The sequence below is a fragment of the Pseudomonas sp. PS02290 genome, from assembly GCF_029960075.1.
In the GTDB taxonomy this organism is placed as follows: Bacteria; Pseudomonadota; Gammaproteobacteria; order Pseudomonadales; family Pseudomonadaceae; genus Aquipseudomonas.
Genome location: NZ_JASCOY010000035.1, coordinates 21,353 through 35,010, shown reverse-complemented (window position 1 = coordinate 35,010; position 13,658 = coordinate 21,353). Strand labels below are relative to the sequence as shown.

9 protein-coding genes are annotated in these 13,658 nt (G+C 57.2%); 1 reads left to right on the top strand and 8 read right to left on the bottom strand.

The window, feature by feature from the left end:
* The first annotated feature begins 4 nt into the window (after positions 1-4).
* The gene (locus tag QMX88_RS16355; protein ID WP_282371142.1) at positions 5-856 is read left to right on the top strand and encodes a 3-hydroxybutyryl-CoA dehydrogenase; all 852 of its coding nucleotides are present in this window, start codon (positions 5-7) and stop codon (positions 854-856) included.
* 172 nt (positions 857-1,028) lie between these two features.
* On the opposite strand, the gene QMX88_RS16350 is transcribed toward QMX88_RS16355, so the two are convergent.
* The 8 genes from QMX88_RS16350 to QMX88_RS16315 form a co-directional block, all read right to left on the bottom strand.
* Positions 1,029-3,410, bottom strand: a complete 2,382-nt coding sequence (locus QMX88_RS16350; protein ID WP_282371140.1) for an efflux RND transporter permease subunit — start codon at positions 3,408-3,410, stop codon at positions 1,029-1,031.
* Between the two features lie 26 nt (positions 3,411-3,436).
* Positions 3,437-4,402: a WD40/YVTN/BNR-like repeat-containing protein gene (locus tag QMX88_RS16345; RefSeq protein WP_282371158.1), complete on the bottom strand. Its 966-nt coding sequence runs from the start codon at positions 4,400-4,402 to the stop codon at positions 3,437-3,439.
* Positions 4,403-4,862: 460 nt separating this feature from the next.
* A complete protein-coding gene (locus QMX88_RS16340; RefSeq protein WP_282371138.1) occupies positions 4,863-5,822 on the bottom strand; it encodes an omptin family outer membrane protease in 960 nt (319 codons plus the stop codon).
* Positions 5,823-6,049: 227 nt separating this feature from the next.
* Positions 6,050-6,787 (bottom strand): hypothetical protein, encoded by a 738-nt coding sequence (locus QMX88_RS16335; protein ID WP_282371136.1) that lies wholly within the window; start codon positions 6,785-6,787, stop codon positions 6,050-6,052.
* 104 nt (positions 6,788-6,891) lie between these two features.
* On the bottom strand, positions 6,892-7,191 hold the full coding sequence (locus tag QMX88_RS16330) for a hypothetical protein (RefSeq protein WP_282371135.1): 300 nt from the start codon (positions 7,189-7,191) through the stop codon (positions 6,892-6,894).
* 23 nt (positions 7,192-7,214) lie between these two features.
* Entirely contained in the window at positions 7,215-8,294 is a 1,080-nt protein-coding gene (locus QMX88_RS16325; RefSeq protein WP_282371134.1) for a surface-adhesin E family protein, read from the bottom strand.
* Between the two features lie 357 nt (positions 8,295-8,651).
* The gene (locus tag QMX88_RS16320; protein ID WP_282371132.1) at positions 8,652-9,521 is read right to left on the bottom strand and encodes a PoNe immunity protein domain-containing protein; all 870 of its coding nucleotides are present in this window, start codon (positions 9,519-9,521) and stop codon (positions 8,652-8,654) included.
* The gene (locus QMX88_RS16315) at positions 9,518-13,324 is read right to left on the bottom strand and encodes a DUF637 domain-containing protein (RefSeq protein WP_442969465.1); all 3,807 of its coding nucleotides are present in this window, start codon (positions 13,322-13,324) and stop codon (positions 9,518-9,520) included. The genes QMX88_RS16320 and QMX88_RS16315 overlap by 4 nt, the downstream gene beginning before the upstream one ends.
* Positions 13,325-13,658: the final 334 nt, after the last annotated feature.

Genomic DNA, 13,658 nt, shown 5'->3' with positions numbered 1-13,658 from the left:
GTCGATGAGCATGCAACACATCGCCGTGATCGGCGCCGGCACCATGGGCAACGGCATCGCGCAGGTCTGCGCGGTGGCCGGTTTCGACGTGACCCTGCTGGACATTTCCGACACGGCACTGGAGCGTGGCATGGCGACCGTGCGCAAGAACCTCGAGCGGCAGGTGACCAAGCAGACGGTCGCGGCCGATGTCGCCGAAGCGGCCCTGCGGCGCATCAGCGTCACCACGGACTACGACCAATTGAACGGCGCTCAGTTGGTGATTGAAGCCGCCACCGAGAACCTGGAACTGAAGCTGCGGCTGCTCAAGCAAATCGCCAGCCATGTCGACCGCGAGTGTGTGATCGCGTCGAACACCTCGTCGCTGTCGATCACGCAACTGGCGGCCAGCGTCGAGCACCCGGAGCGGTTCATCGGCCTGCACTTCTTCAACCCGGTACCGATGATGAACCTGATCGAGGTCATTCGCGGTTTGCAGACGGCGGACACCACCCACATCGCGGCGATCAAGCTGGCCGAGCGGTTGAACAAGACCGCGATCACCGCCGGCAACCGCCCGGGTTTTGTGGTCAACCGGATTCTGGTGCCGATGATCAACGAGGCGATTCTGGTGTTGCAGGAAGGCCTGGCCACTGCTCAGGACATCGACGACGGCATGCGCCTGGGCTGCAACCAGCCCATCGGCCCGCTGGCGCTGGCTGACCTGATCGGGCTGGACACCTTGCTGGCGATCGTCGAAGCGTTCAACGAAGGCTTCAACGACAGCAAATACCGCCCCGCGCCGCTGCTCAAGGAAATGGTCGCGGCCGGGTATCTGGGACGCAAGACCGGACGTGGTTTTTTTGTTTATAACTGAATGAATCCGGATGTGGGACAGCGTGTTTCTGGTAGGACTGGCTTTAGCCGGGAAAGCGTCGGTGGTCACACCGCTAAATTGATGGCGGTCAATCCGGCCTCTTCCCGGCTGAAGCCGGTCCTACATAACGCGTTCGCCAGCAAACGCGCTCCGACGACCTAAATGTCGCCACTCAATGTGAAAACAGCGAATTCCCGACCTTGCCCGCCATCTTCTCCGGCCTGATCAGGAACCGCGCCAGCGCCGGCAACAGCCACAGGGCGCCGAACATGTTCCACAGCAGCATGAAGGTCAGCATCAGCCCCATGTCGGCCTGGAACTTGATGGCCGAGAATATCCAGGTGCACACCCCGATCGCCAGACACAGGCCAGTGAACAACACCGCTTTGCCGGTGGATTTCAGCGTCTGGTAATACGCTTCCTGCAACGGCAGTCCCGCCCGCAGGAAACTCTCCAGTCGGCTGTAGATGTAAATCCCGTAATCGACCCCGATCCCCACCCCGAGCGCCACCACCGGCAGCGTTGCGACTTTCACGCCGATGCCCATGAACGCCATCAGCGCGTTACCCAGCACCGACGTCAGCACCAGCGGCAGGACGATGCACAGCGTCGCCGCCCATGAACGGAAGGTGATCATGCACATCACCGCCACGCACACGTACACCAGAATCAGAATGGTCAGCTCGGCCTGCTTGATGACTTCGTTGGTGGCCGCCTCGATCCCGGCGTTACCCGCCGCCAGCAGAAACTCCAGGCCGTCCTTGTTGTTCTGCTGCGCGAACTCCTGCACCGCATGCACGGCGCGATCCAGGGTTTCGGCCTTGTGGTCGTTGAGGAAAATCAGCAAGGGCGCCAGGGAACAGGTGTTGTTGTACAACCCGTCAGCGCGGGAAATCGAGCTGTTGAGCACGTCCTTGTTGCGCGACAGCGACTCCCATTTCAGGTTGCCCTCGTTCATCCCCTTGATGACCTGCTTGGAGACGGTCACCAGGGAAATCGCCGACTGCACCCCTGGCGTGTTCTCCATCTTCCACGACAGCTCGTTCATCGCCGACAGCGTCTGGTACGCCGAACAGCCTTCGGGCGGCGTCTTGACCATCACCACCAGCACGTCGGAGCTGGTGGAGTAATTGTTGATGATGAAGCTGTTGTCCTGGTTGTAGCGCGAGTCCGGCCGCAGTTCCGGCGCGCCTTGATCGAGGTCGCCGATCTTCAGGTTATGGCCGTACCAGAGGCCGCCCACCAGCGCGACCAGGGCCAACGTCACCGACACGCGGGCGACTTTTGGCGCGGCGAAGTTCGACAGCAGACGCCAGAACGGGTGCTCACGCACGGCATCCTCTTTGCTGCGCACCACGGCTTTTTTGCTGATGCCAACGTAGGAAATCGCCACCGGCAGGAGGATCAGGTTGGTGAACACGATCACCGCCACGCCAATGGACGCCCCGATGGCCAGCTCGCGGATCACGCCGATGTCGATGATCAGCAACGTGATAAAGCCGACGGCGTCGGCAAGAATCGCGATCATCCCCGGCAGGAACAACTGGCGGAAGGTGCGACGTGCTGCGGTGAGCGCACTGTCGGCATCACTGGATTGCAGGGCGATGCCGTTGATCTTCTGCACCCCATGGGAAATCCCGATGGCGAAGATCAGAAACGGCACCAGCATCGAGTAGGGATCAAGCCCGAAACCCACCACATGCATGAGGCCCAACTGCCAGATCACGGCGATCAACGTGGTGCTTAAGACCGCGATGGTGCTGCGGGCGCAGCGGGTGAACCACATCAGCAGGACCAGTGTGATCAGGAACGCGATGCCAAAGAACATCACCACCATGATCAGGCCGTCGATCAGGTCGCCGACCTTCTTGGCGAAACCGACGATGTGAATCTCGACATTGGGGTTCTGCGCTTCGTACTTGTCGCGAATCTTCTCTTCAAGCTGGTGGGAGAACTGACGGTAATCCAGCCGCAGCAGTTTGCTCTGGTCGTTGGGGTCAGGATAGAACTCCTGCAACGGCACATCGACGATGCTCGACTTGAAGTTGTTGGAGACCAGACGCCCAACCTGCCCGGACTTGAGAACGTTATTGCGCAGCGTGTCGAGGCTCTGTTGCGAGCCGTCGTAGCTCTGCGGAATCACCTCGCCGCCGGCAAAGCCCTCCTCCGTCACTTCGGTCCAGCGCACGCTGGGGCTCCACAACGACTTGAGGCCGGAGCGGTCGACACCGGAGATGTAGAACACCTCGTCGTTGATCTGCCGCAGGGTCTCCATGTACTCCTTGGAAAAGATGTCGCCCTGCTTGGCCTCCACCGAAATGCGCACGGTGTTGCCCAGGTTCGCCAGGTCGTTGCGGTGCTCCATCATGTTCTGAACAAATGGATGCCCCAGCGGAATCATTTTTTCGAAGCTGGTGGACGGGCGCACCAGCGTCGCTTGCCAGAACAGAAAGATGCTGACCAGCAGGCAGATGCCGATCACCGTCTTGCGGTTGTTGAAAATCAACTGCTCCAGGCGCGTCGGCTTGTCGTGGTGTTGTTGAAGGTTGCTCATGGAAACGTGTCCTCGCCTGCTTGTTCTTATTGTTGAGCGCTGTCAGCGCCCGTCGGCGAGGTGACGCGAACGCCGCCCTGTCCCACCAGAACCAGATTGCCCTTGTCGTCCTCGGCTACGCCGGACAACGAAAGCCGGTCCGGGCGATTGGCAACCGTGAAGCTTTCGCCATCGTCCGTGCTGCGCATGACGCTGCCGCCGTTGCCGACCAACACGATGGCGTTGTCCGGCATCAGCGAGGCATTGGCGATGCTGAATTCCAGCGGGCCGCGCTCACCCTGTAACGGGACGGGCTCCCAGGTGGTGCCAAAATCGGTCGAACGAAACAGATTGCCGCGCAAGCCGTAAACCAGCAGCGTGTTGGATTCCGCCGTGCCTAGCGCACCGAACAACGAGCCCTGATAGGGGCCCTCAAGCTTTTCCCACGTCTGGCCGTCGTCCGGGGAGCGAAACATGCTGCCCTGTTCCCCGACCACGAACAGGCCGGCGTCCTTCACGTACGCAATGCCGTTGAGGTGAAACTGGTCTTCGTTGTCCAGCCGGTCGCCGATGTCTTCCCAGTGCTGGCCGCCATCGGTGGTTTCCAGCACCGCCCCGTAGGCACCCACGGCAATCCCGGTGGTCAGGTCCTTGAACCAGACATCCAGCAACGGCGCTTCGCGTTTGAGGTCTTCGAACTGTTTGGTCCAGGTGGCGCCGGCATCGCTGCTGGCCAGGATCTGTGCATCGTGGCCCACGGCCCAGCCGTGTTGCTCATCGACGAAATAAACTGCGGTAAGCATCTGGCGCGTCGGCACTTTGGCCTGGGTCCAGGTTTTGCCCTGGTCGTCGGAATAGAGAATGTGGCCGCGATCCCCCACCGCGACCATGCGCTTGCCGGCATGGGTTACGTCCAGCAGCAGGCTGCGGGAGGCTTTCGCGGACTCGAGGGCGTAGACGGCGGAATCGCCAGCGTTGGCAGGTGCGTCGGCGGGCGCGCTGTCAGCGGGCATGCCATTAGCGGGCGTGCCATTAGCGGCCAGGGCTGCGCCGCAGAAGTTCGAGGAGAGAAGCAGGGACAGAGCAGCGTAGAGAGGCAGGCTCTTGAAAAGCATCCGGGCGTTGAAATGGCCCCGAATGACCGCCAACCGAGTGCGCCGAATGACGGGCTCACGCATGAAGCTACCCCTTTCTTTATTTTTATTGGGTGCTTCAGAAGGCCGTTTCCACCGCGCAGACGCTCTAGCCTGCACGCGACGTGGCCGTACCGAAGCGACCCCATCCTAGTCAGCTTTGGAAACGTATGACAATCGACATGACGTTATCTTTTGTTAAGCAGCGAGCGCTGATTGGCGTGTTATCACTGGGAGTGATTGAGTTAATTCACCGTGTGTAGCATCGCTGGGCCGTGGAGCTCCCATTCAGGCGTCAACCGTGCCGGGCCGCTCGGCACAGCACGGTTGTCGGCTTGGCTCAGAAAGCGTAAGTGAGCGCCAGCGTGGACATCGTCGTCCTGGCGGACTGACTGCCCGCGTCACCTGCGATACGGAAGCGATCGCCGCTGTGGGTGTCCTTGATCAGCGTGCTGCCTTTCGCCTCGGCGTACACCTGATGATCCACACCCGCCCTCACCGAAAGCTGCGGACTCACACGGTAACTGAGCGCAACCGCCAGACTTTGCATGCGGCCGTCGTTCCCGTAGTCACCGTCGTAGGTAACGCCGGTGACATGATGCCGATCGTGATCCCGCGCCCGAACCCACTGGCTATATTTGAACCTGCCTTCCAGCGTCCAGTTGCGGAAATGGTAGAGACCGACCAGCCCCAAATAAGGCGTGTCGTAGGTCTGCTGATAGGAAATGCCTTTCTCACCTGCCGGGAATTCTCCGGACTCGTCGCGGAACCCCTCGTCCGACGAATAAGTATAACGCCCGCCTTTCGCCGACCAACCAAACTGGCTGCGCTGATAACCGAGCATCACACCCAGTGCCACATCCTCACGCTTGAGCGCCCACGCGGTGGCGGCGAAATCGGCCTGCCAGGCTTTGCTGACCTGAGTGTCCGGGTGATCGGAATAGTGGCTCCAGTCGCCGCGATCTTCCTCCAGCCAGTCGTAATCCTTCAGATGCCCATCGCCCTTCGCCACCCGCGTCCAGCCGTTCAGATCAAGGGACAGCCAGTTTATCGGCTGGTACTTCACGCCCAGATGCAGCGTCGGCACCTGCTTCATGCTCCAGTTCAACTGGCTGATCTTCTGCCCGCTTTCAACGTCGTACACCTTTTCCCGCGCCTGACCATTCAACAGCCCGACACCCAGACTCACCCCAACCGCCCCCAGCTGGAACTGCTCCTCGCGGGTTGTCTGCGCCTCGGCCAACGCCTCGGCGTTAAACGCAGCCAGCCCTACCCATAACAGCGTCTTCCTGCCCTTCATCACCCACTCCGCACTCTTCTTATTGAGATTTTTGTCCAGCGCCGTACGCCGCTGAACAAGGAGCGAAAGGATGAAGCGCCGCGAAGGAAATCTCTGCCGGGCGGTTCTGAAGGAACTGCGTGAAAGCTAAACCTTGGCGTTGGGAAATTGCCTACAAGCGAGCCAGGGTGATGGCCGGGCAGGTTTGTTTCGGACGCTGCAATTCAGACCTGCCATTCATCCAGGCTTTAGAGGCTCAGGTCTTTCACGATGGCCTCATCGACGATTTTTGAAATGCCATCAAGCGCGGCGCGTAAAAGCTCCGGCTCCGTGCGGTAACGTTTGGGCTCGTAGCCGAACGTGTTGCCGCCGTTGAAAGGTGTGACGTATTCGGTCCGCTGCCAGATCAGCTGGTCGCCGCGCTTCAGGCTACCGGTGACATTGATGGTCGGATAAACCACGCTGCTGAAACCCTGCGTCAGCGCAAAGCCCCAGTTGTTGACGGTCAGAAGAATCTCCGCGTCCGCCGCATCATGCTCGCCAACCACCTTGAAACGGCCGGTCCCGGACAACTGCTCTTCGAATCGCTGCTTCACCATGCCGCCAAGGTCGATGTTGGCGGTGTTGAGGTTGTAAACGATCGCCTCAACCGTCGACATCGATGCCAGGTCACCGGCTTTATACCCCGCCGCAAAACCGGCGCCGCTCATCGCAGCCGTTGCCAGGTGAGAGGCGTTCGTAGCCGCTCCCACCGCCACGCCCGCCCCTGCGCCCAGCGCCGCACCCCATGCCTGCTCTCTGCCCATGTAGGTGATGTCTTTAGTGGACCAGACGACTGGGAGGATTTTGACGGTGTGGATCTGGGCACGGTATTCAGGTTTGAATTTCTGGTTGGTGCAGCCGGTGATGACCAGTGTGAAGAGAGCCAGGGTTGCTAGTTTGTGGAGCAGACGCATTTGTTGACATCCTGTGGGTTTAGTTGACATCTCGTCTGAGATCGCAGCGAGGAAATGGAGCTATTAGCTCCGTGCGCTGAGGAATTGATTCCCGCTCTAAGAAATCGGCCGACCTTCTTTTTTAGCGCAATCGTTCAGCGAACGCTCAGAATATGAACTTCATCACCAGAGAGCGAATTGCTCTGCTTATCCCACGCCAAAAAATAGCCGTAGTCAGCCAGATAATAAAATTTGCTAACGATTGCGTTCTTGTCGCTTTGAGTCGTGCAGCCCATTTCCTTGGCTTTTCCTGTCAGTCCAGCACTGAGCTCATCGGCGTTAAGTTCGCGCTTTACAGTGCAGTCGACCGCGTAGCCTTTCCTGTCGCTCCAACCTTGCTCAGCGCCGTGCTGGCGCCCCTGAGCGGAGTAGCTCAGGAGAGAGCCTATGGGCATACGCTGCCAATCCCCGGAAAAACTCAGCTTTTGAGTTCATAGGTGCCCACTTTCTGGTCAAACGTAGTGATGGTACTGGCGAGCATAATCAACCCCCGCCAAGTAACTCTACGTGTCTCGTACGTCTCACTGCGTAGATCGACAACTACCTGCCCGCTCGCCGAGTCCGTGGTGAGGAAATTTTCTTCGTACACCAGCGAAGCACCACCCTCGCGGGTGGGTGTCCGGCTCGTCGCAACATAGCTGAGTTTTTTGGCTGCCGGTTGCAGATTAAGGTCGTTGATTGCAGAAAGCACTGGCGTACCCACGCTATATGGGCTTGGCACAGCACGCACTTTGTAGCGCGGTTTATACGTGGGCAGTTGGTTCAGTTGTTCAGTGCCGGCGCACAGGGTCTTGAACAAAAGTTTGTAATCATCGCTGGCTTGCGAAACAGGCTTGACGACTGGATCATGTGGGGTCTCACCTTCTATCGCACTGTTAAATATATCAACGTCATAACTGGCCAGCCGACGAAACTTCTGCTCGGTGCAATCGACAGCATAGTGTTCACGCTTTTGGGCAGACGGCGTGCCCTGCGACGCATCCGTCACTATTTTTTTATTGTCATACGCCCCCCAGAACATCGTTTCAGAGCCTTGCTGATTGATGCTATGTCTATCAAGCATCACCCACTGGTCATCCTCTTTTAGGTTGACGACTCTCCAGTCGGGCTGCGGTGTCTTAGAACAGGCGTGAATGAAACTCGGGTTACTGGTTAGCCCTGAGTAAAGGGACGACGTCAGGGGGCGTGCGCCCACGTACACCCCGTTTTGCCGATTGATATAAACCCGTGCCAGGGGAGCATCAATGTAAGCGACACGCAGTTGCGCCACGCTGCAAGACGCCTCCATTTGCACAACGGTGCGTTCCGGCTTTGCATCTGTTTTCGGCGCGACGAGCTGGAAATTCAATCTGTCTCCGTCACGGAATACCGTATCAGCTACCACAGGTTGACCCAGAAAAACGTCATATGCCTTCACGGCACTTTTGCTAAGCGACACTGGCTGACTGACACACCCACTGACGGCTGCCATAGAAAGCATTAACGCAATTCGTTGCACAGGTATTCCTTAGAGAAGTTCTGGATTAAGCGCTGTTTTTTTCACAGTCATCGCGGTGACTCGCCGTACTTTGCGCATCGTGACCGGTCATTTGGCTACCGGTAAAACCAACTCCTTCTGCCCTTCCACCGTCACGTCATAAACCTTCTCGCTACAAACCGAGAACCCCTGCTAATATTAAAGTGAACGTCCCCTTTTCATCTCAACAAAAAGGGTCCGCACCCTTTATCTTCTAACCCAACACAAATGCATCACACTTCATTCCCACCCTCACGATATCTTATGATATTAAGGGGTACTCCTACTTTTATTTCAACCTCGCTCCAGCTAGTTTTCCGTCGCATACTGATAACATATTCATTTTAAAAGCTTCGATAACCAGTTCTGTTTTTTTTGTGCCCGTACTAAATGCGTAGAGGGTCCGATAGGGCGCAGCAGATCTCCTGGGTAATTATCTAAACCCAAGCAGAGGCTATCATCCAAGTCGAAAGCTTTGACCGCGGCCACAGCCTCTACACACCAACGTCCGAAGTAGCTACCCATTGAAAGAGGGTTTTTTTCTGGATCGCCAAACGTATACCAATAGGGTTCAATAGTTGGCGACTTTCTATTACGTGGCATAGGACGCCTGAGTTCCGCATACCAATGCTGCACAAACTCTCTCAACAACTGAGGTTGATGAGGAGCATCTGCAGTGACACAGCGAAATAGTCGACCATAAGGTGCTTTATGAAGCAGGATTTTACCTTGCGGTCTATCCAGATCTCGGGAGGCAATCACTGCATCCAGCAGAGCATCTTCACCCGCACCACCAATGAGTGCCACCATCCTATCCCACTGCGCACTTGGTACTCCCAAGCTTAAGGCTAATCCCACTAAATTAAAGCACCAGTTGTAATGGTTTAAATTACTTAATTCAAATATCCAATCTCGACAGCTTTGCACATCATTCTCAACACAAACCTGATTCGCCTTGTAATTAGAGCGCTCCCAAGCAGTCAACAACCCAGGAAAATATTGGGCAAGCTCCCCAACGTCGTCGCCTTTTGAATAGCGCCTTAGCATCAAACGCAAATGGCGTTCAGCTAGATCGAATAAGTACTGAGGTTCGTATGCTGGATTAGCAACGTTGGTCAATAAAAGCTCTACACTGGCAGCGATAGAAGCTATATCCGCCTCTACTCGACTAGACCAATACCGCTCATCGCCTAATGGATCTCTGATCACAACTGCGCTCCCGTGAGATTTCCTCTTGCTGACAAAATTTTCGACGTATCCACTGACTTAGCTTTACCAAGCGAGTCTAGAACCTCGACGATTGACGAGCCGTCCGGTCTGGTAGTCACTACCCAGGTCTCTGTACGATTTGCTAGCATCGCACTCTTGACCTCTGAAGCCATATCATCGCCCACCGATTTCTCCAGTCTGCCACCACCCAAGATCCAACCGTCACTTCCTTGTCCGCCATCCAGGGTATCACCTAGCCTAGTGCTTCCCTTGCCAGTGCCGCTGCCCACAAACTTATACTCAATTACTACAAAATCGACATCGGGATTGTCAATTTTGTATAGATCGTCAAGCCCTGTCTCGCCAATGGCTGGTGCCCGTGCAATTTTAATACCGTCAGGAATAATTTGTTTTACCGTATTTTCTCCGAGCAGTTCTCCAAGCGAACCTTTTTGCTGGTTGGTAAGCTTCGAAAGATCGAGCAAAGGCAGGCCGTCGGAGCCGAAAGCACCGCCGCTTCGCATGAGAGTTTGCTCGGCCATGTCATCCAATACGCCGCGCAGCTTTTCAGTAACCGCCGCTGTGACTTTGCCCGTCAATGCTTCGCTCGCTGAACCCGCGAGTTTCGCTCCACTAACCGCCGTGAGGATGCGGATTGCTAAGAGCGCCTGCTGCGCAGTGCTTACATCCTGGCCATAAATTGCGTTTAGCTTATCGGCAATATCTGCGTTTAAGGCCACCGCTGCCCCTTCGCCGATCGCCTTACCACTCTCCTGAAAACTCTCAAGAGCGCCTGCCGGCACATCCTTCAAGCTGGACAGAATGCCGCCAAATACGGCGCTTGGGTCTTTCTTGGCAGCGTCATACAGACTAACGGCACCTTCCTTCAAGGCAATACCAGAGTCTTTCAACTCCTTTAGCAATCCGCTACTCAGGTCTCTGCTGATACCGCTCTGCACGAACTCTTTATAGAAGTTCGGGTCTGCGGTGTCCGCGAACATCTCCGGACGGAAGAGCTGGTTCCCCGATGTGGTGAACAGTTGCTGCTTGTTTCCCAGTTCGTTAGTGAACGTCTGGCCCGCGTTTGCCAAGAAAGTCTCGGCAGCGCTGTCAGTTCCGTCGCTTAATACCGAACGCCATAGTATGTCGGTGTCTTTAAGCGCCTGCTGGCTAAGCCGCTCCATCGCCGCCTGCTCGGTGATTTCATACTTATCAGCGAACGTCTTGGCGTTATCTTCTAACCATTTCTGCTCTTCAGCATGCAATTGACGGTTGTACGTCGTCGCGTACTGTACAACTTGCGCACCTTTCGCGACGTCACCACCCACTGCGGCCGCAGCCACAATCCCCGTCAGCTGCGATGCCATCACTTCGAGTTGTTTGTCACCTCCGACCATGCTGCTCAGTACATTGATCAGTGCCTCGTTAGCACCAGCAGCAGCGGCTCCTGTTTTGAAGTCCCCGCCGGTGGCTTCGGCGAGCAACCCGCCCACCAGCGCGTGCGCCATCACTTTTTGAGGGCTGCCGTCGGCGTATTTCCCTAATGCCCAGTCGCCGACCATCTTGAAGCCGATCGCCATGCCAATATTGCTAGCCTGTCCTACCAGCGCATTTCCGAGATTGTCGGAGTAACTGCCGCCGTTAATGACGGTATTAACAAAAGCGTCAGAAGCGGACTTCATCAAGACGAGCTGGGCGCTGCTGAGATTGAAGCCTAGCGAAGCAGGGTCATAGCCAGGCATGACACCGGCCATCGCCGCAGAGGTGAGATATCCCTTCATTGACTGGGCGGACGTAATGTCTTTTACCGTCGCCCCGAGGTTGCCTTTGTTATTGATGACGCTGACGGCTGCGGTGCTCGCCATCGAGGTTAAGGCGGCAGTTGCCATTACGTTCCCGAGCCCAGCGGCACTCGCTGCGGTACCAGCAGCCATCACAGCGCCGCTACCTGCTTCAGCACCTGCCATCACCCCAACAGCTCCGCTAGCGGCACCAGCGGTAAGAACGGTCACGATAATGATGATCGCCAGCATCGCGCCCTGGCCCAGGCTCGAGTTGCTGTATTTATAGGCGTCGTGGGTTTCCTTGATCAGCTTCCAGTCAACGTCCCCCCGCTTTTCAGCATCCTTCAACCAAGCCAGTTCAGGATCAGCCTTGACCATTGCATCAATCGCTTGGCTCACCGTCTGCTGGTTAACCTGCTTGACCTCGATATGCAGGCCGTCCACCGCGTTGATTGCAACAGCACCTTTGGCGATCAGCTCACTCTGGCGCAGCGTCTCATCGGTCTTGCCCTTGCCGGACATGGAATTCCACGCGAGGCTGGTGTTGCTCTTCTCATGACTCTCCTGATGCAGATCCTTAACGCCCTCAAAGTTGATCGCCCCGCCGCTGTTGATCGTCAGGTCTTTGCCGCTGTTAAGTTTGGCGAGCTGATAGGTCTGATCGCCGCCGCTCACCAGCACAAGATCGCCGCCAGAGGTAATTTCGCTGCTGACGTTGGTGACTTGCGTCACTTCGTCGTGCTTGGTTTTCTTGGCGCCGAAGGAGCCTTTTTTCTTCATGTCGTACAGCGAGTAGTCGTTGTCCTGCGCAGCGAGGACTTCGAGTTTGTTGCCTGCTGCCAGATACGCTTCGTCGTTGGCGGCGATGCGGCTGGAGGTGACGGCCAGGTTTTGCCCGGCACTCACAGCAACACTGCCACCCGCCGTGATTTCGGTCTGAACCTGGCTGACGTGGTCTTCCTGCTTTTTGACCTTCTTGCTCTTGCTGTACGAATGCTCTTCATCCGCCGCCGAGCTGATGGTCACGTCTTCGGTCGCGGCCATGGCGATGTCGCGTTTGGCGTCGATCTGGCTGGCGATGGCGTTGATGTCGCGCCCGGCCTGGACCGACAGGTCCCGACCTGCGCTGACGGTCGAGCCGATCTGGGTGATGTCGCTGCTGGTGTGTTTGCTGTTCAGCACGAGGCTGTCAGTCAGTTGGGTTGCGGCGGTGTTGACGTCTCGGCCGGCGTTCAACGCCAGGTCGCGACCGGCTTGGAAGGTGCTGCCGATGTTGTTGATGTCGCGGCCAGCCGAAACGCTCAGGTCATTGGCGGCTTCGATGCGGGCGGCGTTGTCGGCGTATTCCTTGTGCAGTTGGCCCCGCACGTCGCTGTCGAGCGAAGTGACGCTGCGCTCGTTGGTGACATCGCCGCCGATGGCGGTCACGGTGACGTCGCGACCGGCGATGATGCCGCCCGCTTTGTTGGTGACGTCGTTGCCCGCAAGCAGGTCCAGGCGGTTGCCGGCTGAGATCAGGCCGCTGTTCACTAGGTCATTGCCGGCGGTGGCGGACAGGTTGTTGGTGGCCTTGAGGGTGCCGACGTTGTCCAGGTTCTGGCCGGCGATGAGGGTCACATCCTTGCCGGCGATCAAGGCGCCGTTCGGGGCGAGACGGCCATCGGCCTGAGCCAGATACAGCACCGGCACCAGCACGTTTTCGCCATTCACTTCGCGCTCTTCGAGCCAGACGATGTCGTGGGTGAGCGCCGCCACTTGCTCGGAGGTCAGCGAGACGCCAACGGTCAGGTTGAGCTGGGTTTTGCTGGCGATGGCGTTGTTCATCAGGTACTTGAACTGATCCTCGTTGGAGGTCTGTCCATCGATGAAGGCCTGGCCGGTGCGCGAGGTGACGGCTTGTTGCACGAGACGCTGTTCGTAGAGGCCGTCGCCGAGACGCTTGGCGCTTTCGTCGGGGTTGTAGCCGAGGCCCGCGAGCAGGTAATCCGAGCTCATGAATTGCTTGAGGTCGGTGAGCACCGGGTTGGTTTCGATCAGGTATTTGCCGGTGCGAGGCGTGGCTACAATAAAGGGGTCCGTCCCCTTTTATCCGTCCCCTTTTTTATTGTCGATTGCCTGAGTACCATTCACAACAACAGGATCGGTAACTTCGAGCGGAGTACCTGCACCTTTTGCACTAAGGGAAGGGACTAAAACCTCTTATCTTAAGTTCGGCCTAAAGCTGGATTGCCACCTCATCTGCGAACGCCCGCAATCGCATCGAGACATCAAAAAACCTCACTCTAATTTAACACGCAATATGTCGACAGAGAGCTCTCTGGTACATTCCAAATTAACGCCAATCCACATGAAA

What these genes read in the sequence shown, in the direction of transcription:
- QMX88_RS16355 (WP_282371142.1), top strand. Translation starts at nt 5, where the DNA reads ATGAGCATGCAACACATCGCCGTGATCGGCGCCGGCACCATGGGCAAC.
- QMX88_RS16350 (WP_282371140.1), bottom strand. Translation starts at nt 3,410, where the DNA reads ATGAGCAACCTTCAACAACACCACGACAAGCCGACGCGCCTGGAGCAG.
- QMX88_RS16345 (WP_282371158.1), bottom strand. Translation starts at nt 4,402, where the DNA reads ATGCCCGCTGACAGCGCGCCCGCCGACGCACCTGCCAACGCTGGCGAT.
- QMX88_RS16340 (WP_282371138.1), bottom strand. Translation starts at nt 5,822, where the DNA reads ATGAAGGGCAGGAAGACGCTGTTATGGGTAGGGCTGGCTGCGTTTAAC.
- QMX88_RS16335 (WP_282371136.1), bottom strand. Translation starts at nt 6,787, where the DNA reads ATGTCAACTAAACCCACAGGATGTCAACAAATGCGTCTGCTCCACAAA.
- QMX88_RS16330 (WP_282371135.1), bottom strand. Translation starts at nt 7,191, where the DNA reads ATGCCCATAGGCTCTCTCCTGAGCTACTCCGCTCAGGGGCGCCAGCAC.